Origin of the sequence: Methylophilus sp. 13, assembly GCF_015354335.1 — a bacterium.
GTDB lineage: Bacteria > Pseudomonadota > Gammaproteobacteria > Burkholderiales > Methylophilaceae > Methylophilus > Methylophilus glucosoxydans.
Genome location: NZ_JADKYR010000001.1, coordinates 161,052 through 184,857, shown reverse-complemented (window position 1 = coordinate 184,857; position 23,806 = coordinate 161,052). Strand labels below are relative to the sequence as shown.

The 23,806-nt window shown below is 51.3% G+C and carries 22 protein-coding genes; 21 read left to right on the top strand and 1 reads right to left on the bottom strand.

Going from position 1 to position 23,806, the window contains the following annotated elements; all coding sequences use genetic code 11:
- The first annotated feature begins 32 nt into the window (after positions 1 to 32).
- From truA to INP77_RS00810, 21 genes are all read left to right on the top strand, one after another.
- On the top strand, positions 33 to 821 hold the full coding sequence (gene truA / locus INP77_RS00910) for a tRNA pseudouridine(38-40) synthase TruA (protein WP_194746839.1): 789 nt from the start codon (positions 33 to 35) through the stop codon (positions 819 to 821).
- Positions 822 to 837: 16 nt separating this feature from the next.
- Positions 838 to 1,485 carry a phosphoribosylanthranilate isomerase gene (locus INP77_RS00905; protein WP_194746838.1) on the top strand — a complete coding sequence of 216 codons (648 nt, stop codon included), beginning with the start codon at positions 838 to 840 and terminating at the stop codon, positions 1,483 to 1,485.
- 22 nt (positions 1,486 to 1,507) lie between these two features.
- Complete coding sequence (gene trpB, locus INP77_RS00900; protein WP_194746837.1) at positions 1,508 to 2,710, top strand: tryptophan synthase subunit beta; 1,203 nt, start codon at positions 1,508 to 1,510, stop codon at positions 2,708 to 2,710.
- Positions 2,711 to 2,789: 79 nt separating this feature from the next.
- Positions 2,790 to 3,590, top strand: coding sequence for a tryptophan synthase subunit alpha (gene trpA, locus INP77_RS00895; protein ID WP_194746836.1), 801 nt, complete (start codon positions 2,790 to 2,792; stop codon positions 3,588 to 3,590).
- Between the two features lie 50 nt (positions 3,591 to 3,640).
- Positions 3,641 to 4,507 (top strand): acetyl-CoA carboxylase, carboxyltransferase subunit beta, encoded by an 867-nt coding sequence (gene accD, locus INP77_RS00890; RefSeq protein WP_194746835.1) that lies wholly within the window; start codon positions 3,641 to 3,643, stop codon positions 4,505 to 4,507.
- Positions 4,507 to 5,802 carry a bifunctional tetrahydrofolate synthase/dihydrofolate synthase gene (gene folC / locus INP77_RS00885; protein ID WP_194746834.1) on the top strand — a complete coding sequence of 432 codons (1,296 nt, stop codon included), beginning with the start codon at positions 4,507 to 4,509 and terminating at the stop codon, positions 5,800 to 5,802. Before accD ends, folC begins: the two co-directional genes overlap by 1 nt.
- A gap of 47 nt (positions 5,803 to 5,849) precedes the next feature.
- Positions 5,850 to 6,641, top strand: coding sequence for an SPOR domain-containing protein (locus INP77_RS00880; protein WP_194746833.1), 792 nt, complete (start codon positions 5,850 to 5,852; stop codon positions 6,639 to 6,641).
- 6 nt (positions 6,642 to 6,647) lie between these two features.
- Positions 6,648 to 7,166 (top strand): CvpA family protein, encoded by a 519-nt coding sequence (locus INP77_RS00875; protein ID WP_194746832.1) that lies wholly within the window; start codon positions 6,648 to 6,650, stop codon positions 7,164 to 7,166.
- Positions 7,167 to 7,199: 33 nt separating this feature from the next.
- Positions 7,200 to 8,735 carry an amidophosphoribosyltransferase gene (gene purF, locus INP77_RS00870; RefSeq protein ID WP_194746831.1) on the top strand — a complete coding sequence of 512 codons (1,536 nt, stop codon included), beginning with the start codon at positions 7,200 to 7,202 and terminating at the stop codon, positions 8,733 to 8,735.
- A gap of 193 nt (positions 8,736 to 8,928) precedes the next feature.
- Positions 8,929 to 10,116, top strand: coding sequence for an O-succinylhomoserine sulfhydrylase (locus INP77_RS00865; RefSeq protein WP_194746830.1), 1,188 nt, complete (start codon positions 8,929 to 8,931; stop codon positions 10,114 to 10,116).
- Between the two features lie 210 nt (positions 10,117 to 10,326).
- Positions 10,327 to 12,900, top strand: a complete 2,574-nt coding sequence (gyrA, locus tag INP77_RS00860) for a DNA gyrase subunit A (protein ID WP_194746829.1) — start codon at positions 10,327 to 10,329, stop codon at positions 12,898 to 12,900.
- 24 nt (positions 12,901 to 12,924) lie between these two features.
- A complete protein-coding gene (serC, locus tag INP77_RS00855; RefSeq protein WP_194746828.1) occupies positions 12,925 to 14,004 on the top strand; it encodes a 3-phosphoserine/phosphohydroxythreonine transaminase in 1,080 nt (359 codons plus the stop codon).
- A 23-nt stretch (positions 14,005 to 14,027) separates the two neighbouring features.
- Entirely contained in the window at positions 14,028 to 15,110 is a 1,083-nt protein-coding gene (pheA, locus tag INP77_RS00850; RefSeq protein ID WP_194746827.1) for a prephenate dehydratase, read from the top strand.
- Between the two features lie 14 nt (positions 15,111 to 15,124).
- Positions 15,125 to 16,246: a histidinol-phosphate transaminase gene (gene hisC / locus INP77_RS00845; RefSeq protein ID WP_194746826.1), complete on the top strand. Its 1,122-nt coding sequence runs from the start codon at positions 15,125 to 15,127 to the stop codon at positions 16,244 to 16,246.
- Positions 16,243 to 17,325 (top strand): 3-deoxy-7-phosphoheptulonate synthase, encoded by a 1,083-nt coding sequence (locus INP77_RS00840; protein ID WP_194746825.1) that lies wholly within the window; start codon positions 16,243 to 16,245, stop codon positions 17,323 to 17,325. The genes hisC and INP77_RS00840 overlap by 4 nt, the downstream gene beginning before the upstream one ends.
- Positions 17,326 to 17,576: 251 nt before the next feature.
- The gene (gene pqqB / locus INP77_RS00835; protein WP_194746824.1) at positions 17,577 to 18,518 is read left to right on the top strand and encodes a pyrroloquinoline quinone biosynthesis protein PqqB; all 942 of its coding nucleotides are present in this window, start codon (positions 17,577 to 17,579) and stop codon (positions 18,516 to 18,518) included.
- A gap of 9 nt (positions 18,519 to 18,527) precedes the next feature.
- Positions 18,528 to 19,289, top strand: coding sequence for a pyrroloquinoline-quinone synthase PqqC (gene pqqC / locus INP77_RS00830; protein ID WP_194746823.1), 762 nt, complete (start codon positions 18,528 to 18,530; stop codon positions 19,287 to 19,289).
- A 14-nt stretch (positions 19,290 to 19,303) separates the two neighbouring features.
- Entirely contained in the window at positions 19,304 to 19,588 is a 285-nt protein-coding gene (gene pqqD / locus INP77_RS00825; RefSeq protein ID WP_194746822.1) for a pyrroloquinoline quinone biosynthesis peptide chaperone PqqD, read from the top strand.
- A gap of 14 nt (positions 19,589 to 19,602) precedes the next feature.
- Positions 19,603 to 20,784, top strand: coding sequence for a pyrroloquinoline quinone biosynthesis protein PqqE (pqqE, locus tag INP77_RS00820; protein ID WP_194746821.1), 1,182 nt, complete (start codon positions 19,603 to 19,605; stop codon positions 20,782 to 20,784).
- A 65-nt stretch (positions 20,785 to 20,849) separates the two neighbouring features.
- Positions 20,850 to 22,049 carry a multidrug effflux MFS transporter gene (locus tag INP77_RS00815; protein WP_194747476.1) on the top strand — a complete coding sequence of 400 codons (1,200 nt, stop codon included), beginning with the start codon at positions 20,850 to 20,852 and terminating at the stop codon, positions 22,047 to 22,049.
- A 177-nt stretch (positions 22,050 to 22,226) separates the two neighbouring features.
- The gene (locus INP77_RS00810) at positions 22,227 to 22,919 is read left to right on the top strand and encodes a hypothetical protein (RefSeq protein ID WP_194746820.1); all 693 of its coding nucleotides are present in this window, start codon (positions 22,227 to 22,229) and stop codon (positions 22,917 to 22,919) included.
- A 66-nt stretch (positions 22,920 to 22,985) separates the two neighbouring features.
- On the opposite strand, the gene INP77_RS00805 is transcribed toward INP77_RS00810, so the two are convergent.
- Positions 22,986 to 23,789, bottom strand: a complete 804-nt coding sequence (locus tag INP77_RS00805; RefSeq protein WP_194746819.1) for a pyruvate, water dikinase regulatory protein — start codon at positions 23,787 to 23,789, stop codon at positions 22,986 to 22,988.
- Positions 23,790 to 23,806 lie beyond the last annotated feature (17 nt).

The following is a 23,806-nucleotide window of genomic DNA, read 5'->3' as shown; positions in this document are numbered from 1 at the left end:
CGTTATCGCACTCAGCCCTTATACTAAGCGCCATGAAAATTGCGATTGGCATAGAATATCATGGCGCTCACTTTCAGGGCTGGCAAAGTCAGCCCAATGGTGCCGGGGTACAGGATGCATTAGAGCGCGCAATTACGCTGGTTGCAGGCGAACAGGTGCGTTTGCATGCGGCGGGACGGACGGATAGCGGGGTGCATGCATTGATGCAAGTGGCCCACTTTGAGACTGCTGTGGCCAGGCCCTTGAATGCCTGGGTGCGTGGCAGTAATGCACATTTGCCGCCTTGGGTACGTGTATTGTGGGCAAGCGAAGTCGCTAATGATTTTCATGCCAGGTTTAGTGCACGGGCACGCAGTTATCAGTATGTGCTATACAACCACCCGGTTGCGCCTGCGAGTCAGCATGGAAGAGTCGGCTGGTATCATCGGCCACTGGCGGTTGCCGCCATGCAGCAAGCCATGCAAACCCTGCTTGGCGAGCATGATTTCAGTGCGTTTAGGGCCAGTGAGTGTCAGGCCAGTAGCCCTGTGCGCACCCTCTCTCAGGCAGCGCTTAAGTCGCATGGCCGTTACCTGATTTTTCACTTTCAGGCCAATGCTTTTTTGCAGCATCAAATCCGTAATATGGTCGGCGCCTTGGTCTATGTTGGACAAGGGAAGCTGGATGTCTCAGCGTTTGCCGAGCTGCTGCAACATCGGGATAGACGGCTTGCTCCGCCCACCTTCATGCCCGATGGTCTGTATTTTACCGGCGTTCAATATGAGGCCGCCTGGCAATTGCCGCCATGCAGTGCCGATTGGGATGCATTCAACACGGATTGAAACCTGACTGAACAACATGAGAAGAACCAGAGTTAAGATTTGCGGGATTACCCGGTTAGAAGATGCGCTGGCGGCGATCGCTGCTGGCGCAGATGCGTTGGGGTTTGTATTTTACGCGCCCAGTCCGCGTGCGGTGAGCGCTGAGCAGGCAAGGGCAATTGTGGCTGCGTTGCCTCCATTTGTCAGCAAAGTGGGATTGTTTGTCAATGCGCCAGCCGACGAGGTGCGCCAGGTGATTGCCACGACCGGTCTGGATTGTTTGCAGTTTCATGGCGATGAGTCTGCGCAGGATTGCGCACAATTTAATCTGCCATATTACAAGGCAATCCGCGTCAAACCAGGGGTAAATTTGATACAATGCGAGTCTGATTTTGCTTCTGCGACCGCTTTGCTACTGGATACCTATTCTGAAAAGGCCGTGGGCGGAACCGGCGAAGCCTTCGACTGGTCACTGATCCCGTTGCAGATGCAAAAGCCCTTGATTCTCGCTGGCGGATTGCAAGTAGAGAATGTGGCGCAAGCTGTTGAGCAGGTTCAACCCTATGCCGTGGATATTAGCGGCGGGGTGGAAGTACAAAAAGGGATAAAGTCCCCACAAAAAATAGCTGCATTCATGCGGCAGGTCGTGCAGGCAGATGCTGTACATAATGGGCGGTTTGAGTAACGAGATAGATACGGAGTAATACATGCAAGTCTATGATATGCCAGATGCGCGTGGCCATTTTGGTCCTTTTGGTGGGGTTTTTGTAGCTGAAACCTTGGTCGAGGCGTTGGAAGAACTGCGCCTGATGTATGAAAAATACCGTCACGACCCTGAATTTCTGGCTGAGTTTGCTTATGATCTCAAGCATTTCGTCGGTCGCCCCAGCCCGATTTACCATGCCAAGCGTTTGTCCGACAAAGTCGGTGGCGCTCAAATTTACCTCAAGCGCGAAGACCTGAATCACACGGGTGCGCACAAAATCAATAACACGATAGGTCAAGCCTTGTTGGCTAAACGCATGGGTAAGCCACGCGTGATTGCCGAAACCGGGGCCGGTCAACACGGCGTGGCTACAGCTACGATTGCGGCCCGTTTGGGTCTGGAGTGTGTGGTCTATATGGGCTCGGAAGATGTGAAGCGCCAGGCGCCTAATGTGTTCCGCATGAAGCTGCTGGGAGCGACCGTTGTGCCGGTTGAAAGTGGCTCAAAAACGCTCAAAGATGCCTTAAACGAAGCCATGCGTGACTGGGTGACCAATATCTCGGATACGTTTTACATCATTGGTACCGTTGCCGGCCCACATCCTTACCCGATGATGGTCAGGGACTTTCAGGCCGTGATCGGCGTGGAGGCCAAACAGCAGATGCAGGAAATGCTTGGTCGCCAGCCCGATGCTGTGGTGGCCTGTGTTGGTGGTGGTTCCAACGCGATGGGGATCTTCTATCCCTATATTGATGTAGAAGGCGTACGCCTGATTGGCGTAGAGGCGGGTGGTCATGGCTTGACCACTGGCCAGCATGCCGCACCTTTGACCGCTAACAGCCCAATCGGTGTCTTACATGGCAACCGTACCTATCTGATGCAGGATGAAGACGGCAACATCATAGAAACACATTCGATTTCTGCCGGCCTGGATTATCCCGGTGTGGGTCCTGAGCATGCCTGGTTGAAAGACATCAAGCGCGCCGAGTATGTGGCCATTACGGATGATGAAGCCATGGCTGCCTTCCATAACTTGTGCCGTACCGAAGGCATTATCCCCGCGCTGGAGTCCAGTCATGCCTTGGCCTATGCTGAAAAATTAGCCAAAACCATGTCACCAGATCAGGTTGTGTTGGTGAACTTGTCCGGACGCGGCGACAAAGATATCAACACCGTCGCAAGCTTGGCCAATATTACATTGTGATTCGCAGCCGCCAGGGAGAAAGACCTCTCTGGCGCATGTGCATCTTTCATTTTCTGAACCCTTAAAAACACAGATTCTTATGTCCCGTATTCAATCGGTTTTTGCCTCGCTCAAGGCGCAAAACAAAAAAGCATTGATCCCCTATATCACAGCAGGTGACCCGCATCCTGATCAGACCGTGCCTTTAATGCATGCGATGGTTGCTGCTGGCGCAGACATGATCGAGCTTGGTGTCCCTTTTTCTGATCCGATGGCGGATGGCCCGGTCATTCAGCGTGCCAGTGAGCGCGCGTTGGTGCACAAAATGGGCTTGCGTAAAGTGCTGGGCATGGTGAAGACCTTCAGGGAAACCAATCAGCAGACGCCGATTATCCTGATGGGTTACGCTAACCCCATTGAAGCCATGGGCGCTGCAGAATTTGTTGCATTGGCGCAAGCCTCAGGTGTCGATGGCGTGTTGACTGTGGATTATCCGCCTGAAGAGTGTGATACGTTCAATCAAACGCTCGCAGCTGCAGAGATAGACAGCATTTTCCTGTTGTCTCCGACGACAGAGCCTTCACGTACCGAGCTGATTGTGAAACAGGCGACTGGATTTCTTTACTACGTTTCGCTGAAGGGCGTGACAGGGGCGGCCAACCTGGATATCACGGAAGTGAAAAAACGCGTGGCTGAAATCCGTCAGCAGACAAGTTTGCCCATAGGCGTTGGCTTTGGTGTGAAAGATGCGGCCACCGCGCGTGAAGTGGCCGCGATTGCCGATGCGGTGGTTGTCGGTAGCCGGATGGTGTTGGCGATTGAACAATCCGATGCGGCTAACTTGCAGTCAAATGTACAAGCCTTGGTAAAAGAATTACGTACTGCGATTGACTCTGTTTAAGCTGTGATGAACAGGTATTCAGAGATCGTCATCTATCCGTAGGAGAAGTTATGAGTTGGTTAGACAAGATTCCACAAAAGATTAAACGTGCGGTAGGCTCGGTACAAAAGCGTAACGTGCCCGAGGGCTTGTGGCATAAATGTGATGCCTGCCAGACCGTGTTATATCGGACCGATCTGGACGCGAACTTGGAGGTTTGTCCGCAATGTGGGCATCATCATCGTCTGGGTGCGCGTGATCGTTTGAACGTCTTGCTGGATGAAGCGGGACGCGTTGAAATTGGTGCCGATGTCACCCCCGTGGACGCACTCAAGTTTAAGGATAGTAAAACCTACGCCGAGCGTATGAAGGCTGCCCAGCGTGATGTCAAAGAAAAAGATGCACTGATTGTGATGCGCGGAACGATTGAAGGCGTGCCTGTCGTTGCTGCCGTGTTTGAATTTAAATTCATGGGCGGCTCTATGGGCTCAGTCGTTGGTGAGCGTTTTGTGCGTGGGGTACAAGCAGCGATCGAGCAGAAATGTGCCTTTATCTGTATCTCTGCCAGTGGCGGTGCGCGCATGCAAGAGGGCTTGCTTTCATTAATGCAAATGGCCAAAACCAGTGCGGCATTGACCAAGTTGTCCGAAGCAGGCTTGCCTTACGTGTCGGTGTTGACTGATCCGACCATGGGTGGGGTTTCTGCCAGTTTTGCCATGCTCGGGGATGTGATTATCGCCGAACCGAATGCCTTGATCGGCTTTGCAGGCCCGCGTGTGATCGAACAAACAGTACGTGAAACCTTGCCAGAGGGCTTTCAGCGTGCAGAATTTTTGCTGACGCATGGTGCGATTGACATGATCGTCGACCGTCGTGAAATGCGTGGCAAATTAAGCCAGGTGTTATCCAGCTTGTTGAACATTGCCAAAGCTGCCTGATGTCCACTGTGATACCCGAGCATCCGCAAACGGTTGAGGATTGGCTCGGTTATATTGAGTCATTGCATCCCAAGTCCATTGAGATGGGCTTGGGCAGGGTGCAAGCCGTTGCGCAGCGATTACAGCTCACTTTTCCATTCACCGTCATTACGGTGGGTGGCACCAACGGCAAAGGCTCGACCTGTGCCATGCTGGAGCACATTTATACTGCGGCCGGTTATCAGGTCGGCTGCTATACTTCCCCACACCTTGTGCACTATCAGGAGCGCGTGCGCTTCAACGGGCAAGTCATTGCTGATGATTGCTTATGCCAGGCCTTTTCCGCCGTCGAGCAGGCGCGGGGCGATATCACACTCACCTATTTTGAAATGGGGACGCTGGCGGCCTTATGGGCGTTTGAGCAACAGGCGCTGGATGTCGTAGTGCTGGAAGTCGGCTTGGGCGGACGCCTGGATGCCGTGAATATCGTCGATGCCGCCTGTGCCATTGTCACCAATGTAGACCTGGACCACATGGAGTATCTAGGGGATACGCGTGAATTGATTGGCCGCGAGAAGGCTGGCATCTACCGGGCTGAGCAAATTGCTATCTGCGGCGACGCCGAACCGCCGCTGTCCTTGCTTGCCTATGCAGAGCAATTGGGCGTTAAGCTATACCGCTACGGTAGTGACTACCAGATAGACATCCGCGAGTCACAAGTCGCGCATTATGAAGATGCGTTCGGCGTGTTGGATATTGCCAGTTTGCGTTTGTATGGCCGCTACCAATGGAATAATGCCGCCAATGTAATTTTTGCCGTACGTGCATTGCAATCAAAGTTGCCAGTAACTTCTTCGGTCATGTTACAGGCGCTAATAGACACCGAAGTGACCGGGCGTTTTCAGTATTGGCAACGCTCCCCCGACATTATTCTGGATGTCGCCCATAATCCACATGCTGCGCGTGCCTTGCGTGATAATCTCCAGCAGCTTAGTACCGGTGGTGGACGCGTCATCGCGGTGTTTTCCATGTTGTCTGACAAAGACATCGCCAGTGTTGTCGATATCCTGCATGATGTCTTTGACGAATGGCATATTGCCCCGATTGCGCATCCGCGCGCGGCAGATATTCAAGAGTTAAACACATATCTGGCCCATCAGGTTGCGCCTGATCGGCTGCATACATATGCCGCGTTGCCTGATGCCTTGCGAAGCGCCTATAAGAAAGCAGCGAAAAATGATAAAATTATCGTATTCGGTTCCTTTTTTACCGTGGCCGCAATCCTTGAATTAACGCCTGATCAGTGGGGCTGCTAGAGAGCGTCCTGCACTTGAAATCTGCTGAGTGAGAACTTCAACACATTATGGCGAGAGATGCTTTGACTGAAAATGAGCTGTTGCTCAAGAAAACTGCCCGCAGGCGGTTAGTGGGTGCGGTCACCCTGGTAATTCTGATGCTGATTATCCTGCCGTTCGTGCTCAAGGACAGAGTCGTGGATACCAGCCAGGAAAATGTCGAAATCACTGTGGTAAACCGCCAGGCGACCCGGGAACCAATTTTAGAGCTGCCAGAAGATGAAGTTGTGCTTGATAATGAAGCCGCGCCTGCAGGCAATGAACCCACTCCCACTCAAGGTGTAAAACCCGTTGCGACCGAGTCCGCAGCGTCTGCCCCTGTTGTAGCAGAAACACCAAAGCCTGCGAAAGTCGAAGCGGCGCCTGTTGTGACTGCCGAGCCTGTCGTTGCCAAAGTTGAACCCAAAGTTGAACCCAAAGTTGAACCCAAAGTTGAACCCAAAGTTGAACCCAAAGTTGAACCCAAAGTTGAACCCAAAGTTGAACCCAAAGTTGAACCCAAAGTTGAACCCAAAGTTGCGCCAGTGAAACCTGCGGTTAAAGAAGTCGCTGTGGAATCCGATAAAAAAACAGGCAAGTTTTTTGTCCAGTTTGGGGTTTTTTCTGATCCAAAAAATCTTGAAAATCTACAGGTCAAGCTGAAGCACGCAGGGTTTGAAACGGCCACTGAGAAAGTCGATGCGACTGGACAGAAGCTGCGTCTGCGAACACGGACTTATGCGACACGTAACGAAGCGGCAGCCACCCTCAAAAAATTGGAAGCGGCAGGTTTTAGCGGTATCGTCGCCAGTAAGTCATAAGTACTTATGACAGTATTTGATTACCTGGTATTAGGCATTCTTGGCTTTTCGATTTTGGTCGGTCTCATGCGTGGTGCCATTCATGAGCTGTTTTCTGTGCTCGGATGGGTATTGGCTTTCTATTTAGCCAACCGCTTCAATAGTCAGGTGATCGCTTACATGCCAGAACAGATTCCTGGTGAGGCGATCAAAGCCATGGCCGCATTTTTACTGGTATTTTTACTGGTATTGTTTGTTTGTACCTTGCTGGCGCTGTTGTTGACCACGTTGATTAAAGCGGTAGGTCTGGGTGGGCTGAACCGTATTTTGGGCGGTGCGGCTGGGGCGCTGAAGGGGCTGCTGATTGTCTGTATTCTGGTGATGTTGGCTGCCATGACGGAACTTCCAAAGGATCCGCGCTGGTCAAATGCCATGTTCAGCGCGCCAATTGAAGTGCTGGTCTTGAAATTGCTACCCTGGATGCCATCTAGTATTGCCAAGCATGTGCATTTGGACCAGCAACAGCTCGACGAGTCAGTGATTTAATTTGTAATCTCAAGTGTTTGATAGGATGTCACTATGTGTGGAATTATCGGTATTGTAGGCAAGAACCCGGTGAATCAGTTGTTGTATGACGGATTGCTGGTCTTACAGCACCGTGGTCAAGATGCCGCTGGCATCGTGACCTGTGATGGCAATACCTTCCATATGCATAAAAATAATGGCCTGGTGAAAGACGTCTTTCATACGCGCCACATGCGTAACCTGGTTGGTAATGTGGGTATCGCGCATGTCCGTTATCCAACCGCGGGTTCCTCTAGTGCGGCAGAAGCCCAGCCTTTTTATGTCAACTCACCATTTGGCATCGTGTTGGGTCACAACGGTAACCTCACTAACTCCGAGCAGTTGAAGTCAGAAATGTTCCGTCAAGACCTGCGTCATATCAATACCAATTCAGACTCTGAAGTGTTGTTGAATGTCTTGGCACACGAAATTGAAAGCACCTCTAAAAATGCCCTGTTAAATAGTGATATGGTGTTTGATGCGGTGGCCGGTGTACACAGGCGTTGTAAAGGTGCCTATGCCGTGGTCGCCATGATTGCTAATTTCGGGCTGCTGGCGTTCCGCGATCCGCATGGCATCCGTCCGCTGGTCATCGGCAAGCAGGAAACAGAAAAAGGCACCGAGTATATTGTGGCTTCCGAGAGCGTGGCACTGGATGTGCTGGGCTTTACGCTAGTGCGTGATGTTGAGCCTGGTGAGGCCGTGTTTATTGATATGGATGGCAATATGTGCAGCCGCCAATGTGCCGAAAATGCCAAGCTGACTTCCTGCATTTTTGAATATGTCTACCTGGCTCGCCCGGACTCTGTGATTGATGGCGTGTCTGTCTACCAGACCCGTCTGGACATGGGGACCTTGCTGGCAGAAAAAATTAAACGCGAATGGGCCGATAAACAGATTGATGTCGTGATTCCGATTCCTGATACCAGCCGTCCAAGTGCGTTGCAACTAGGTATTGCCTTGGGTCTGGATTATCGCGAGGGCTTTATTAAAAACCGCTATATTGGCCGTACCTTCATCATGCCAGGTCAGGCCTTGCGCAAGAAATCCGTGCGCCAGAAGTTGAATCCAATCGGGATTGAATTCAAAGGCAAAAACGTCTTGCTGGTAGACGACTCGATTGTACGTGGCACCACCTCACAGCAAATCGTGCAAATGGCGCGCGATGCGGGCGCAAACAAGGTTTACTTTGCCTCAGCTGCGCCACCGGTGCGTTATCCTAACGTGTATGGCATTGATATGCCCAGCCGCCATGAATTGCTGGCAACCAACCGTACCGATGAAGAGATTTGCGCTGAAATCGGTGCAGATGCCTTGATTTACCAGGATCTGGACGCCTTGCGTGAAAGCATTACCAAATCCAATCCGCACATGACTGAATTTGATTGCAGTTGCTTTGATGGCAAATACGTGACCGGCGACATTGACGCCGCTTATTTGAATCGTATTGAGTCTGCCCGCAGTGACATGAGTAAAAAACAGTTGCCGCCAAACTCTACCACCCAGCTGGATCTGAACTTGTTATCAACGGATTTGGTGGGTGTCGAGTAAGACTTGACAGCCTACTTTAAAAGGCGTTTAATGAAATTGCGCTGATTTGAGTGGCGAACTTTAAACGAAGCCAAACTCAGCTTGCGGGCGCATTATAAATACTGCTAAAGCGAGAGCCCAAAGACCCGTTTTAGCGCAATGCTGAAACGGGTTTTTTATTGCCGTCCGTTTGCGGACAGAAGTTTGAGGAAGTATGAACGATCAATACCATTTGGAAACGCTGGCGGTGCGTGCTGGCACCTTAACCACCGAGTTTGGCGAAAACTCAGAGGCGCTGTTTTTAAACTCGAGTTTTCGCTTTAAAAATGCAGCGCAAGCGGCAGCACGTTTTGGCGGCACCGAGCCAGGTAATATTTATTCCCGTTTTACAAACCCGACCGTCACCATGTTTCAGGATAAACTGGCCGCACTTGAAGGCGCCGAACAATGCGTGGCGACTGCCAGTGGCATGTCTGCCATTCTGGCTTGCATCATGGGGATGTGCAGTGCAGGTGATCATGTGGTGGCGTCACGCAGTATTTTTGGCACTAGCGTGCAGTTGTTCACCAACATCCTCAAGCGCTGGGGTTTGGAGGTGACGCTGGTTTCCTTAACGGATCTTGATGCCTGGCAAGCGGCCATCCAGCCGAATACCAAACTGTTTTTTGCTGAAACGCCATCTAACCCGCTAACCGAGATTGGGGATATTGCCAAACTGGCAGCGATTGCGCATGCCGCAGGTGCTTATCTGGCGGTAGACAATTGTTTTTGTACACCAGCCTTGCAGCAACCGCTTAAATTGGGCGCGGATATTGTGATTCATTCCGCTACCAAATATATCGATGGACAGGGGAGGGTGCTGGGCGGGGCAGTGTTGGGTAGTAAAGCCTTGATGGAGCCTGTGTATGGCTTCTTGCGTACGGCAGGGGTGACCATGAGTGCGTTCAATGCCTGGGTGTTTGTGAAGGGGCTGGAAACATTGCAAGTGCGCATGGAGGCCCATGCGGCGCGTGCATCGGCTTTGGCGCAATGGCTGGAGCAACAGCCTGGCGTTGAACGTGTATTTTATCCTGGGTTAAGCTCGCACCCGCAATATGCTCTGGCGCAGCAGCAACAGCGACTGGGCGGCGGCATCGTCAGCTTTGAAGTGAAACCACGCGCCGGTCAAACCGGTCAGGAAGCCGCCTGGGCATTGATTGATGCCACACGCTTGATTTCGATTACCGCGAACCTGGGTGATGCCAAATCCACCATCACCCATCCAGCCACGACCACGCATAGCCGGGTGAGCGCTGAGGCGCGGGCTCAGGCGGGTCTCAAGGATAACCTGGTTAGAATAGCTGTTGGGCTTGAGCATGTTGAGGACTTGAAAGCCGATTTGCAATTGCTGACAACCTATTAATTTGTGTGCATGGTCCGTGAGTCGATTTGACTGCGAGTAGCATGGTCTGCAAAGGGAGCATTTAGGCTCCCTTTTGCATTTTACATAGGTTGTCCCTGCTTACGTTGAGGCACGTAAGGCCCGGGGTCTATCGGTGGTGATTTAGCAAGCGGAAGTGCGCTATTTATGCTAAAATCGCGTGATAACTTTTAACTATAAATTGGGTCAAGAATGAGTCAGTCTCCAGATCAATTTGCTAAAGAAACCCTGCCTATCAGTTTAGAAGACGAGATGCGCCGCAGCTATCTCGATTACGCCATGAGCGTGATTGTAGGACGGGCGCTCCCGGATGTTCGTGATGGTCTCAAGCCTGTGCACAGACGTGTATTGTACGCGATGCACGAGCTGTCTAACGATTACAACAAGCCCTACAAAAAATCTGCGCGTATCGTCGGCGATGTGATCGGTAAGTATCACCCGCATGGTGATACGGCTGTGTACGACACCATCGTCCGTATGGCGCAGGACTTTTCATTGCGCTACATGCTGGTAGACGGCCAGGGTAACTTCGGTTCGGTCGATGGCGACAATGCAGCCGCGATGCGGTATACCGAAATCCGTATGTCCAAGATCGCACATGAGCTATTGGCGGATATCGAGAAAGAAACCGTAGATTTTGGCCCTAACTACGACGGCAGCGAGCAAGAGCCGCTCATTATGCCGACCCGTATTCCTAATCTGCTGATTAACGGTAGCTCAGGCATTGCCGTGGGCATGGCAACCAATATCCCGCCTCACAACCTCAACGAAGTATTGAATGCGTGTTTTGCCCTGCTCAAGCAGCCAGAAATCAGTGTGGATGAGTTGATTGAATTGATCCCAGCCCCTGATTTCCCGACAGCCGGGATTATTTATGGCACGGCAGGCGTGAAAGAGGGCTACCGCACTGGCCGTGGCCGTGTGGTAATGCGTGGTCGCACCCATTTTGAAGACCTGGACAAAGGCGGTCGTCAGTCCATCATCATTGATGAGTTGCCATATCAGGTAAATAAAAAGACCCTGATTGAAAAAATTGCCGAGCTGGTCAACGAGAAGAAAATAGAAGGTATTTCTGACCTGCGCGACGAGTCCGACAAGTCCGGCATGCGCGTGGTGATTGAGCTCAAGCGTGGCGAAGTGCCAGAGGTGATTTTAAATAACCTCTACAAGCAGACACAACTGCAAGACACGTTCGGCATGAACATGGTGGCCCTGATGGATGGCCAGCCACGGCTGCTTAACCTCAAACAGATGTTGGAAGCGTTCCTGCGTCATCGCCGTGAAGTGGTGACACGCCGGACTGTGTTTGAGTTACGTAAAGCGCGTGACCGTGGGCATGTGCTGGAAGGCTTGGCGGTGGCATTGGCCAACGTGGACGAGATGATTGCCATCATCAAGGCCGCGCCAACCCCACCTGAAGCGAAAAAAGAGTTGATGGCCCGCAGCTGGCATTCACCCGTGGTCGAGGAAATGCTCAAGCGCGCCGCCATGGAGGCCTCGCGTCCAGAAGGACTGTCGGTCGATTTTGGCCTGACACCGCAAGGTTACAAACTGTCAGATGTACAGGCGCAAGAAATTCTGCAAATGCGTTTGCAACGGTTGACTGGTCTGGAACAAGACAAGATTGTCAGCGAATACAAAGAAGTGATGGATATCATTGCTGACTTGCTGGATATTTTGGCCAAACCTGAACGTGTCACCGCCATTATTGTGGACGAGTTGAATGAAATCCAGAAGCAGTTTGGTGATAAGCGCCGTTCAGAGATCGAGCAGAATACGCAAGATTTATCGCTGGAAGATCTGATTACACCGCAGGATGTTGTGGTGACCTTATCACATACTGGCTATGTCAAATCGCAGCCGCTAGACGAATACCGTGCCCAAAAACGCGGTGGTCGTGGCAAGCAGGCGGCCGCCACCAAAGAAGATGACTTTATCGACAAGATGTTTGTCGCCAACACGCACGACTACATCCTGTGCTTCAGTAGCCGTGGTCGTGTGTACTGGTTAAAAGTGTATGAAGTACCGCAAGGTAGCCGTGTCAGCCGTGGCAAGCCGATTGTGAACCTGTTCCCGCTGGAGGAAGGCGAGAAGATCAATGCGATCCTGCCGGTGAAAGAGTTTGACGAAAATCACTTCGTCTTTATGGCGACCGCAATGGGGACCGTGAAGAAAACAGCGTTGACCGAGTTTGCAAATCCACGTAAGTCCGGCATTATTGCCATTAACCTGGATGATGGTGACTACCTGATTGGTGCTGAAGTAACCAACGGCCAGAACGATATTGTGTTGGTCTCCAATGGTGGTAAAGCGGTCTGGTTTACCGAAGATGATGTGCGTCCGATGGGACGCGCGACGCGCGGTGTACGCGGCATGAAGCTGGCTGCGAAACAACAGGTTCTGTCCTTGCTGATTGCCGAGAACGATCAGCAGTCTGTCTTGGTTGCCACTGAAAATGGTTACGGTAAACGTACAGTGTTGTCCGAGTTCCGTCATTCCGGCCGCGGTACCCAGGGTGTGAAAGCCATTGCCATCAGCGAGCGTAACGGTCTGGCCATTGCTGCCAAGCTGGTGACGGCTGAGGATGAAATCATGTTGATCACGACCGGTGGCGTGCTGATTCGCACCCGCGTCAAGGAAATCCGTGACATGGGCCGTGCCGCACAAGGCGTGACGCTGATTAACCTGGGCGAAGGTGAAAAACTGTCTGGCTTGGAAAAAATTGTCGAAACTGACGACGACACTGACACCGACATCGAAGAATGACCTTACTCAAGAATATTTAGGCACATGAAACAGATTTTTAATTTTTCTGCCGGGCCGGCAGTGTTACCAAAACCTGTGCTGGAACGTGCCCAGGCTGAAATGCTGGATTGGCATGGTTCAGGCATGAGCGTGATGGAAATGTCTCATCGCGGCAAGGAATTTACCAGCATTCTTGAGAAAGCCGAAGCCGACTTACGCCAGTTATTAGCGATTCCCAGCAATTACAAAGTCTTGTTTTTACAGGGCGGGGCGATTGCAGAGAATGCCATCATTCCCATGAACCTGTTAAACGGCAAGTCTGCTGATTATGTGGTGACGGGTTCCTGGAGCAAGCGTAGTGTTCAAGACGCAAAAGCTTATGGCCAGATCAACATTGCCGCAACGGCAGAAGCAGATGGCTTCACTCATGTGCCCGCATTTTCCGACTGGAAGCTCAATAAAGAGGCGGCCTACGTTCATTACTGCACCAATGAAACCATCAATGGGGTGGAGTTTCTTGAGGTGCCTGAGACGCATGGTGTGCCGATTGTTGCCGACATGTCTTCGCATATCCTGTCACGCCCGATTGACGTTTCAAAATACGGTGTGATTTATGGCGGTGCGCAGAAGAATATAGGCCCTGCCGGATTGTGCCTGGTCATAGTGCGTGAAGACTTGCTGGAGCAGGCTTCTCCGCTCACGCCGGCAGTGTTTCATTGGAAAACGCAGGCAGACAACCAAAGTATGATCAATACGCCACCGACTTACAGCATTTATATTGCTGGTCTGGTGTTTGAGTGGTTACTGGCTCAGGGTGGCGTGGAAGCGATTGAGAAAATTAACATCGCCAAAGCCAACCTGCTGTATGACTATCTGGATCAAACCGATTTTTACAGTAATCCGATTGAGCACGCCTATCGTTCGCGCATGAATATTCCCTTCCGTTTGCGTGACGAGGGCTTGAACGAAGCCTTCCTCAAAGCAGCGGATGCGCGAGGCTTATTGCAACTCAAAGGTCATCGCTCAGTCGGCGGCATGCGTGCCAGCATCTACAACGCGATGCCGATTGAAGGCGTGCAGGCACTGGTCGCCTTCATGCAGGAATTCGAAAAAAATAATTCGTAAAACACATTAAAATTAAGCTTTAAATGTCTGATTTATTAAAACAATTTAGAGATAAGATTGACGCAATTGATGCGCAGGTGCTTGCGCTCGTCAACGAGCGTGCCAAGTTGGCACGCGAAATCGGTCATTTAAAAGATGATGGTGTGATCTACCGACCCGAGCGCGAAGCACAGATTATCCGCCGCCTGCAGGCTGAAAATCAGGGCCCGTTAGCGCCTGAAGCCGTGAGCCATATTTTCCGCGCCGTCATGTCAAATTGTCGCGCACTGGAGAAAGAGCTGGCCATTGCTTTTCTTGGCCCGCTGGGGACTTATAGTGAAGAGGCTGCACTCAAGCAATTTGGCGAGGGTAGACAGGCCGTGGTGTGCGGCAGTATTGATGAGGTCTTTCGCACAGTAGAAGCCGGGCAGGCAGATTATGGCGTTGTGCCGGTCGAAAACTCAACCGAGGGCGCGGTGGGCATTACGCTGGATTTACTATTAGGCAGTGCGTTGCAGGTGGTTGGTGAAATCACTTTACCTGTGCACCACTGTTTGCTGTCGGCGCAGCAGGATCTCAACCAGATCACGCATGTCTTTTCGCACGCCCAGTCGCTGTCGCAATGTCATGAATGGTTGAACAAGGTACTGCCCAATGCCCAGCGCGAAGCAGTGACCAGCAATGCACGCGCTGCGCAAATGATCCATGAATTGGTTGCCACACAAGGCACGTTTGCAGCGGCAATTGCCAGCAAGCGCGCGGCAGAACTGTTTGACTTGAATATCCTCGCCGAGAATATTGAGGATGATCCCAAAAACACCACGCGTTTTCTGGTGTTGGGCAATCATGCTGTCGCGCCATCCGGCCAGGATAAGACCTCGCTGGTGATGAGCGCACATAACCAGCCAGGTGCTGTCCTGCAGTTGCTGGAGCCTTTATCGCGTCATGGCGTGAGCATGACCAAGCTCGAGTCACGTCCTTCACGCCAGAATCTCTGGAACTATGTATTCTTTGTGGATATTGAAGGTCACCAGCAACAGCCGGCAGTGCAGGCGGCCTTGCAAGAGCTGGCTGCACGTGCCACTTTCCTTAAAGTGTTGGGTTCTTACCCAACCGCCATTATTTAACTACGTCTTCGATTATGTCTGACTTATCCAGCGATACTATTTTGTCTGCTTTGGCGCCTGCCAATATTCGTGCGATTGCGCCTTACCAAGGCGGTAAACCGATCAGTGAACTCGCTCGCGAGATGGGCCTTAACGAAGCCGATATTGTCAAATTGGCATCGAATGAAAACCCGCTGGGCATGAGCCCCAAGGCGCAAATGGCGGTAGAAGAGGCCATTGATGACATCGCGCGTTATCCTGATGGTAATAGCTTTGCTTTGCGCGATGCCGTAAGCCACAAGTATGGCGTCGCTCCCTCGCAAATTGTGTTTGGCAATGGTTCGAATGATATTCTGGAATTAGCGGCGCGCGCATTTTTGTCTGCAGGCGATGAGGTGATTTATTCGCAACATGCGTTTGCCGTGTATCCCTTGGTGACACAGGCCGTTGGTGCCACTGGTGTGGTGGTGCCCGCCATCGACTTTGGTCATGATTTGCCTGGTTTTTTAGGTGCTATGACACCTAAAACCAAATTGATTTTCGTGGCAAACCCAAATAATCCAACGGGTACATTGATTCCTAAAGCAATATTAAAGGATTTTCTACGCCAGGTGCCTAAAAATATTCTGGTGGTATTGGATGAAGCCTATGACGAGTATCTGTCAGCCACGGACAAATCTGAAGCGATTGGCTGGCTAAGCGAGTTTGAAAACCTGATCATTTCGCGTACTTTTTCCAAAGCCTATGGTTTGGCCGGATTACGCGTTGGCTTTGGTCTGATGCATGCCAGCCTGGCTGATTTGATGAATCGGGTACGGCAGCCATTCAATGTGAATAATCTGGCACAAATTGCAGCGACAGTGTCTTTGCAAGATGACGACTTTGTGGCGCGCAGCTATGCCGCCAATCAGGCCGGGATGGCGCAAATTACCCAAGGCCTGACGCAATTAGGCTTGAGTTACATCCCGTCATTCGGCAACTTTGTCAGCTTTAAGGTGACCAATGCGGGTGCCGTTAATCAGGCCTTGCTCAAGCATGGCGTGATTGTGCGGCCGGTGGCCAACTATGAAATGCCGGATTATCTGCGCGTCAGCATCGGCCTGTTTAGCGAGAATGCACGTTTTCTGGACGTGCTGGAAAAGATTTTAAAGTCATGACTGCATACGAAAAATTAGCCACCGACGACGTCAGGGTGCTGGAAGTTAAACCGCTCATCAAACCTGCAGAGCTGTTGTCACGCCTGCAGGAAAGCACGGTGAGCACACAAAATATCCTGCAGACGCGCACGGCCATTCACCAGATTCTGCATCAGGGCGATGACCGCTTGCTGGTCATTGTTGGGCCATGCTCTATTCATGATACCGAGGCGGGCATGGAGTACGCCAGGCGTCTGCTTGACGTTCGTCAGCGCCTGGGTAACGAGTTGCTCATTGTGATGCGGGTCTATTTTGAAAAGCCGCGTACAACAGTTGGCTGGAAGGGGCTTATCAACGATCCGCATCTCGATGGTACTTACGACATTAATTTGGGCTTGGAAAAAGCTCGCCGATTTTTGCTCGATGTAAATGAAATCGGCATGCCAGCCGCCACCGAGTTTCTGGATGTGGTTTCCCCGCAATACACGGCAGACCTGGTCAGCTGGGGCGCCATTGGCGCCCGTACGACCGAGTCGCAAATCCACCGTGAGCTAGCCTCTGGCTTGTCCTGCCCGGTGGGCTTTAAAAATGGTACCGATGGGGGCGCCAAAGTCGCGATTGATGCGATCAAGGCCGCTGCCAGCCCGCATCATTTCCTGTCAGTCACAAAAGAAGGCGAGTCGGCGATTTTTGCAACCAAGGGCAATGAAGACTGCCACGTGATTCTGCGCGGCGGCAAAACCCCTAACTACGATGCAAACAGCATTGCGGCGGTGTGTGATCAATTGGCTGAAGCGGGGCTGGCGCCTGTTTTGATGGTGGATTGCAGTCATGGCAATAGCCAAAAACTGTATAAAAACCAGATGGTCGTGGTCGATGATGTCGCGACGCAAATTGCTGGCGGAGATGCCCGGATCATAGGCGTTATGCTGGAGTCGCATCTCAATGAAGGCCGTCAGGATCATACGCCTGGCTGCAGCCTGAATTATGGTCAATCGATCACGGATGCCTGTCTGGGTTGGGACGACTCGGTCTCTGTGCTGGAGACACTGGCCTCAGCCGTGAAAGCCCGGCGCGCTAAGCGCGCTGCTGAGGAATAAGCCTCTCTGAACATCCGCCGTGCTCGAGAGCACGGCTTTTTTACGCCCATTTGCGAGCAAAACCTGAGTGCTCATGATAATCATGAGGGGGGAATCATTGTGAGTAGCAGGCTCTGACTGCAACGCATGCGTATGATGCCAGTCTTACTGATGAACAAGTGGCAAGCTGTTGCTGCAAGTGCAAACACAGAATTGTTGTATGATGCAGCGGTACAACACGATTAGAAGATCCAATGGAATAACGAGCGATTATGCATATACATGTTTTAGGTGCCGGGGCAGGCGGGGGCTTTCCGCAGTGGAATTGTAATTGTCAGAACTGTGATGGTCTGCGTAAAGGCACGATCAAGGCCAAACGCCGTACGCAATCATCCATCTGTGTCTCCAGTAATGGCATCGACTGGGTGTTGTTCAATGCCTCCCCAGATGTATTGCAGCAGATCCAGGAGTTTCCACCGTTGCAACCTGGGCGCGCCATTCGTGACTCAGGCATCCAGGCGATCATTTTGATTGATGCGCAAATTGACCACACGACAGGCTTGTTCATGTTGCGTGAAGGCCAGGTCAAGCGTGAGATTTATTGTACACAGGCCGTCTATGGCGACTTGACCTCTGGCAACCAGATTCTGAATATTCTGGGCCATTATTGTGGCGTGAATCATCATGAAATCCCGATTGATGCCAGTGATATCAGCCATGCGCACAGTTTTGAGATTCCCAACGTGCCCAATCTGCGGTTTACTGCCGTGGCCTTAAAGAGCGCAGCACCACCATATTCGCCACACCGCAATGACCCGCATCCGGGCGATACCATAGGCGTATTGATTGAAGAAATCACCACAGGCAAAAAGTGCTGGTATTCCCCAGGGCTGGCAGAAATTGAGCCGCATTTACCACCACTGATGCACCAGGCGGATTGCATTATGGTCGATGGCACTTTTTGGACCAATACTGAAATGCTGGACATGGGCTTGATGACCAAGACTGCACGTAGCATCGGTCATAATCCCCAGTCTGGCCCAGGCGGCATGATAGAAGAGTTGGACAAGTTTGGTACGGATAAGGCAGTGCGCAAGGTACTGATTCATATCAACAATACCAACCCCATTTTAAGGGAAGATTCCGCCGAACGCGCCATTCTGTCCGATCACAAGATCGAGGTGGCGTATGACGGCATGGACATCATTCTATAGGAGAGCATTATGAACGCAGTCAGCCACGATAACTTGCCATGGTCCCGCGAGGAGTTTGAAGCCAAACTCCGTGAAAAAGGGCAGGGCTATCATATCTATCACCCACTGCATATGTTGATGTATGAGGGCAAGTTGAGCCGAGAGCAACTGCAATGCTGGGTTGCCAACCGCTATTACTACCAGATCATGATCCCGCAAAAAGATGCGGCTATCATGTCTAACTGCCCTGATAAAGAAGTGCGTAAAGGCTGGATTCACCGGATTACGGATCATGATGGCTATGAAGGATCAGAGGGCGGCATAGAGGCTTGGGTCAAACTGGGGGAAGCCGTTGGCTTGACACGTGAACAGGTGACCTCACTCGAACTGGTGTCACCTGGCGTCCGTTTTGCGGTAGATGCTTATGTGAACTTTGCCCGTCAGCGCCCTTGGCAAGAAAGTGTCTGCTCCAGCCTCACCGAATTGTTTGCACCACACATCCACCAGCAACGCATCAGTTCCTGGCCCACCATGTATCCGTGGGTAAAAGAAGAAGGCTTTATTTACTTTAAAAAGCGTTTGACCGAAGCCCGTCGTGACGTTGAGCAGGGCCTGGATATTACGCTGGATTATTTCAGTGTCAGCCGTGACATGCAGTTGCGTGCGCTGGACATTCTGCAATTCAAGCTGGATGTTTTGTGGGTGATTGCAGATGCCATCATGCTGGCCTCTACGCAGGTTAAGGTCGAAGACCGCGACTATACGCGTCAGCCCGTGATTAAATTCAGATAAGCGAAAGCATTGTGATGGAAAACAACATTCAACATTCAGATATTTACGCCATTGCCTTGCATCATCGCTTTCAATGGGAAGAAGCACAGCAGAGTTATGTCATTCTGTTTCCTGAAGGCATGGTCAAATTGCATGGTGGCGCAGGCGAAATTCTGAAACGTGTGGATGGCAAGACCAGTGTCGGTGAGATCGTGGCTGATCTGAAGGCCACGTTCCCCGACGCGGAAGACATTGAATCCGATATCGTCGGCATGTTTGACCTGGCGTTGGGTAAAGCCTGGCTACGCAAAATCAATTAAGCAAAGGTAACAACATGGCACAAATGAATAACGGTGTAGCATCCAGCGTGACGCGCAAACAGCCTTTATGGTTGCTGGCGGAAATCACCTATCGCTGTCCATTGCATTGCGCCTTCTGTTATAACCCGACCGATTATGACAAGCATACCAAAAACGAATTAAGCACCGAGGAGTGGATCAGAGCCTTGCGTGAAGCCAGAAAAATGGGCGCCATACAGCTGGGCATCTCAGGCGGGGAGCCTTTGTTACGCGATGATATTGAAGAAATTGTGGCAGAAGCGCACAAGTTGGGCTACTACAGCAACCTGATTACTTCTGGCGTTGGGCTGACCGAAAAACGTATTCAGGCTTTTAAAGAAGGCGGCCTGGATCATATTCAGTTATCCATGCACGATATCACTGAAGAAATCAACAACTTCATCACCAATACCAAAACCTTCGAACTCAAGAAAAAAGTCGCGGCCATGATCAAAGACCATGGCTATCCCATGGTGTTAAATGTGGTGATTCACCGCTATAACATTGGGCATGTCGACAAGATTCTGGAGATGGCCGAAGCGCTGGGGGCTGATTATGTCGAGCTGGCCAATACGCAATATTATGGCTGGAGCCTGGTCAACCGTAGCCAGCTGATGCCGACGCGCGAACAGCTGGCAGAGGCCGAGCGCATGACCAACGCTTTTCGTGAGCGGGTAGGCAACAAGATGAAAGTATTTTTTGTCGTGCCGGATTATTTTGCCGATAGACCTAAAAAATGCATGAACGGCTGGGGCGAGGTGTTTATGATCGTCACCGCCAATGGCGACGTATTGCCTTGCCACTCGGCGCGTGCGCTGCCCGGACTGACCTTCCCGAATGTGCGGGAACATGGGCTGGAGTGGGCCTGGAATGAATCGCCAGCCTTCAACAAATATCGTGGCATGGATTGGCTCAAGGAACCTTGCCGCAGTTGCGATGAAAAAGAAAAAGACCTCGGTGGCTGCCGCTGCCAGTCTTATTTGCTCAGTGGCGATGCTGAGGCTGCTGATCCGGTCTGCACCAAGTCACCGCATCGACATTTAATTGATGAAGCAATCAAGGATTCGGAAAACCCTTTGTTACGTGAGCAACCGATCATTTTCCGTAACGATAAAAATTCCAAGAAATATGTTGAAGGCGATAAAGAGCGTATTGAGCAGTTTCACGCATTGCCTTGATGCCTTGATCACCTGCATAATGTCAAAGGTGCCTGTTGGCACCTTTGCTTTTTAAAAGGGTATTTATTTTGCTTTCCCGTGCTTCTCTTTTGGTCCTGGTGCTGGCCATGCTCGCTGCTTTAGCCCCGTTTGCAATTGACACTTATCTGCCAGCCTTTCATGTGATGGCCGCTGAATTCGGCACAGATGAGCTGGCGATCCAGCAGAGTTTGACCTTATATCTACTCCCTTATGCTGTGATGACGCTATGTCATGGCGCGATTTCAGATGCGATTGGACGCATTACCACGATCAAATGGGGCCTGGCGATTTTTATGCTGGCCAGCCTGGGTTGTGCATTTGCACCAAACGTGCAGACCTTATGGCTGTTCCGCGCGCTACAGGGCGTCAGTGGCGGGGCAGGTAACACGGTGGCACGCGCGATGGTACGCGACCTGTTTGACGGGCCGCAAGCGCAACGGGTGATGGCCACGGTACAATTACTCTTTGGCATTGCGCCTGCGGTGGCTCCCATTCTGGGCGGCGTATTGCTGGGCATCCATTGGCAAGCCATTTTTCTCTTTCTGGCATTATATGCGGCGGTTGCCCTATGGATGGCGGTGCGTCATCTTCCCGAGACCGTCACCCCAGAAAAACGCATTGCTTTTTCCGTCGCTGGCATCGCCCACACCTATGGGCAAATGCTTAAGAACCGGCTATTTTTATGTTTGATCACTTGCCTCGGTCTGAATTTTTCGGCGTTTTTTATTTATGTGCTGGCCAGCCCAGTGTTTCTGGTCAAACATCTGCATTTAAATAGCCAGCAATTTGGCTACCTGTTTATTCCTACGGTCACCGGAATGATGCTGGGCTCTTGGATTTCTCGCTATACAGCGGGCAAGGTCGCTGCGGCCAGGCTGTTACGCTGGGCATTTGCCTGGATGGTCGCCATTGCAATATTGAATGTCTGCGTGCAAGTGGCGGCTAGCGATCAGCTGCATGAGGCCTGGTGGTTAGCCATTTTGCCTATTGCCTTATTCAATATCGGCATGGCCACTGCCATGCCGGTGCTATCCATTGCCGCGCTGGATTGTTATCCAAAATTACGGGGGACGGCTGCCTCGGCACAGGCGTTTATGCAAATGCTCTGTTCGACGCTGAGTTCGGCATTGGTGGTGCCATTGGTATGGCACTCGCCCTTGACGCTTGCCTCCGCCATGCTCGCAATGACAGGCGTGAGCGCGTTGTTGCTGTTTTTCGTGCGTAGATTAAAGGTCCGCGCTTAATGTGAGCTTCATCGTCACTTTTCTCTGCTTACTTTATCAGGGAAGGTGCGATACGCTGAAATATAGGGCATTTCCCGATTTGATCGCATGTTTGATACACCCACAGCTGTTTTAAGATAAAGCTGTAAACACTTGCCTTAAGTGAGTGATCCTAAAAAGAAATAGTGGGAGTCAAATATGGAAATGAACCGCGAACAAGAAGCGCAAAAAGCGTATGTCAGGCTGCTGACCGGTCAGGGCGTCAGCCAGCGTGTTCTGGTACAGCGTGAATTTGTCATTGTTCGGTTAAGTGCATTTTTGAAAGATATTCCTGCAGATGGTAGCCATTATCGCCAGGCCGTAGACCGCTTTATTGCCAGTATTGATCCGGCAGAGATTCCAACGGTCTTACCGGTGATTCGTGAGTTTTTCTCGTTTTGGGTACGCGACATCAAGGCGATTGCCGCCATGAGCCAGGCGAAAGTCTTTAGTGGCACAACACCGGTGACCACAGTCACGCAGGATGAGCTGTTCAAGCATTGGTATGAGTTGGATAAAACCGTATTGAATAGCCAGGAAAAACAAACAATTGATGCATTTGAGCAGGTGATACTGATGCGTGGTTACGAGCCATCGGTATTCAAAGAGCGCATGCGCATGGCCAAATGTCTGCTACTTTCGTTGCGTCATGTGTCATACAAGCAATCACACAGCTATCGCCAAATGGTCGATCGCAATCTGCCTCTGTTCAATGCGCTGGGTTCCCAGCATACCTTCTTGAGTGTTTCGCGCGAGTTTTATTATTTCTGGCGTGCTGATATGCTGAAACCGCAATCTGCACCAGCCAAGCCTGCTGTGAGCCAATCACGTGATATGGCCATGGCGGCATAATTGCCTGAGTCGCGACTTGGCTGCATCATCCCTGATATTGGGGAAAAGTAACAAAAAAACGCCAGCTTAACGCTGGCGAATTTTTTGCAGGATCAATGCCGCCAGCTCTTCAATCGAGCGGCTCGTCGAGTCCGCCCATGGAATGCCAGCCTTACGCATCATGCTTTCGGCAATTTCGATTTCCTTACGGCAGTTATCCATGGAGGCATAAAAGCTGTCTGGACGGCGCTCGCTACGCACGGAGTGCAGACGCTCAGGTTTGATGGTCAGACCAAAGATTTTGTCCAGGTTTTTTTGTAAAGCCGCGGGCAGGGCACCGCGTTCAAAGTCTTCTGGAATCAATGGGTAATTGGCCGCCTTGATACCAAACTGCATGGCCAGGTAAATACTCGTCGGTGTTTTCCCGCAACGAGAAACCCCGATCAGAATCACATCTGCTTCATCCAGCCCCGAGTTAGTCATGCCATCGTCGTGGTTGAGCGTGAAGTTAATCGCCTCCATGCGCTCAAGATAACTTTGCCCTTTGACGCTATACGCAATGCTGGCGCCAGTCAGAGGCTCTTGGTTAAGCTCGGATCCCAGCGGGTAGATAAAGCGATGGAACAGGTCAATAAAGTAAGCGTTGGCTTGCTTTAAATGATTACGATGCTCACCGTTACCGATGGACATAATGACGATAGGACGAATCCCGTCCTGCTCAGCCACTCGTTGGATATGTTCAAACGCGGCTTGTACTCTTTCATCGTTATCGGTGAAAGGCAGTCGGGTCGTGGTGAATTGTGTGTTTGGAAAATGCTCTAGCAGCTTGCTCAAGGCACCCGCCGTAATCCCCGTACCATCAGAAATAATAAATACAGAACGGTGATTCATACAGGTAGGTGCCTCAA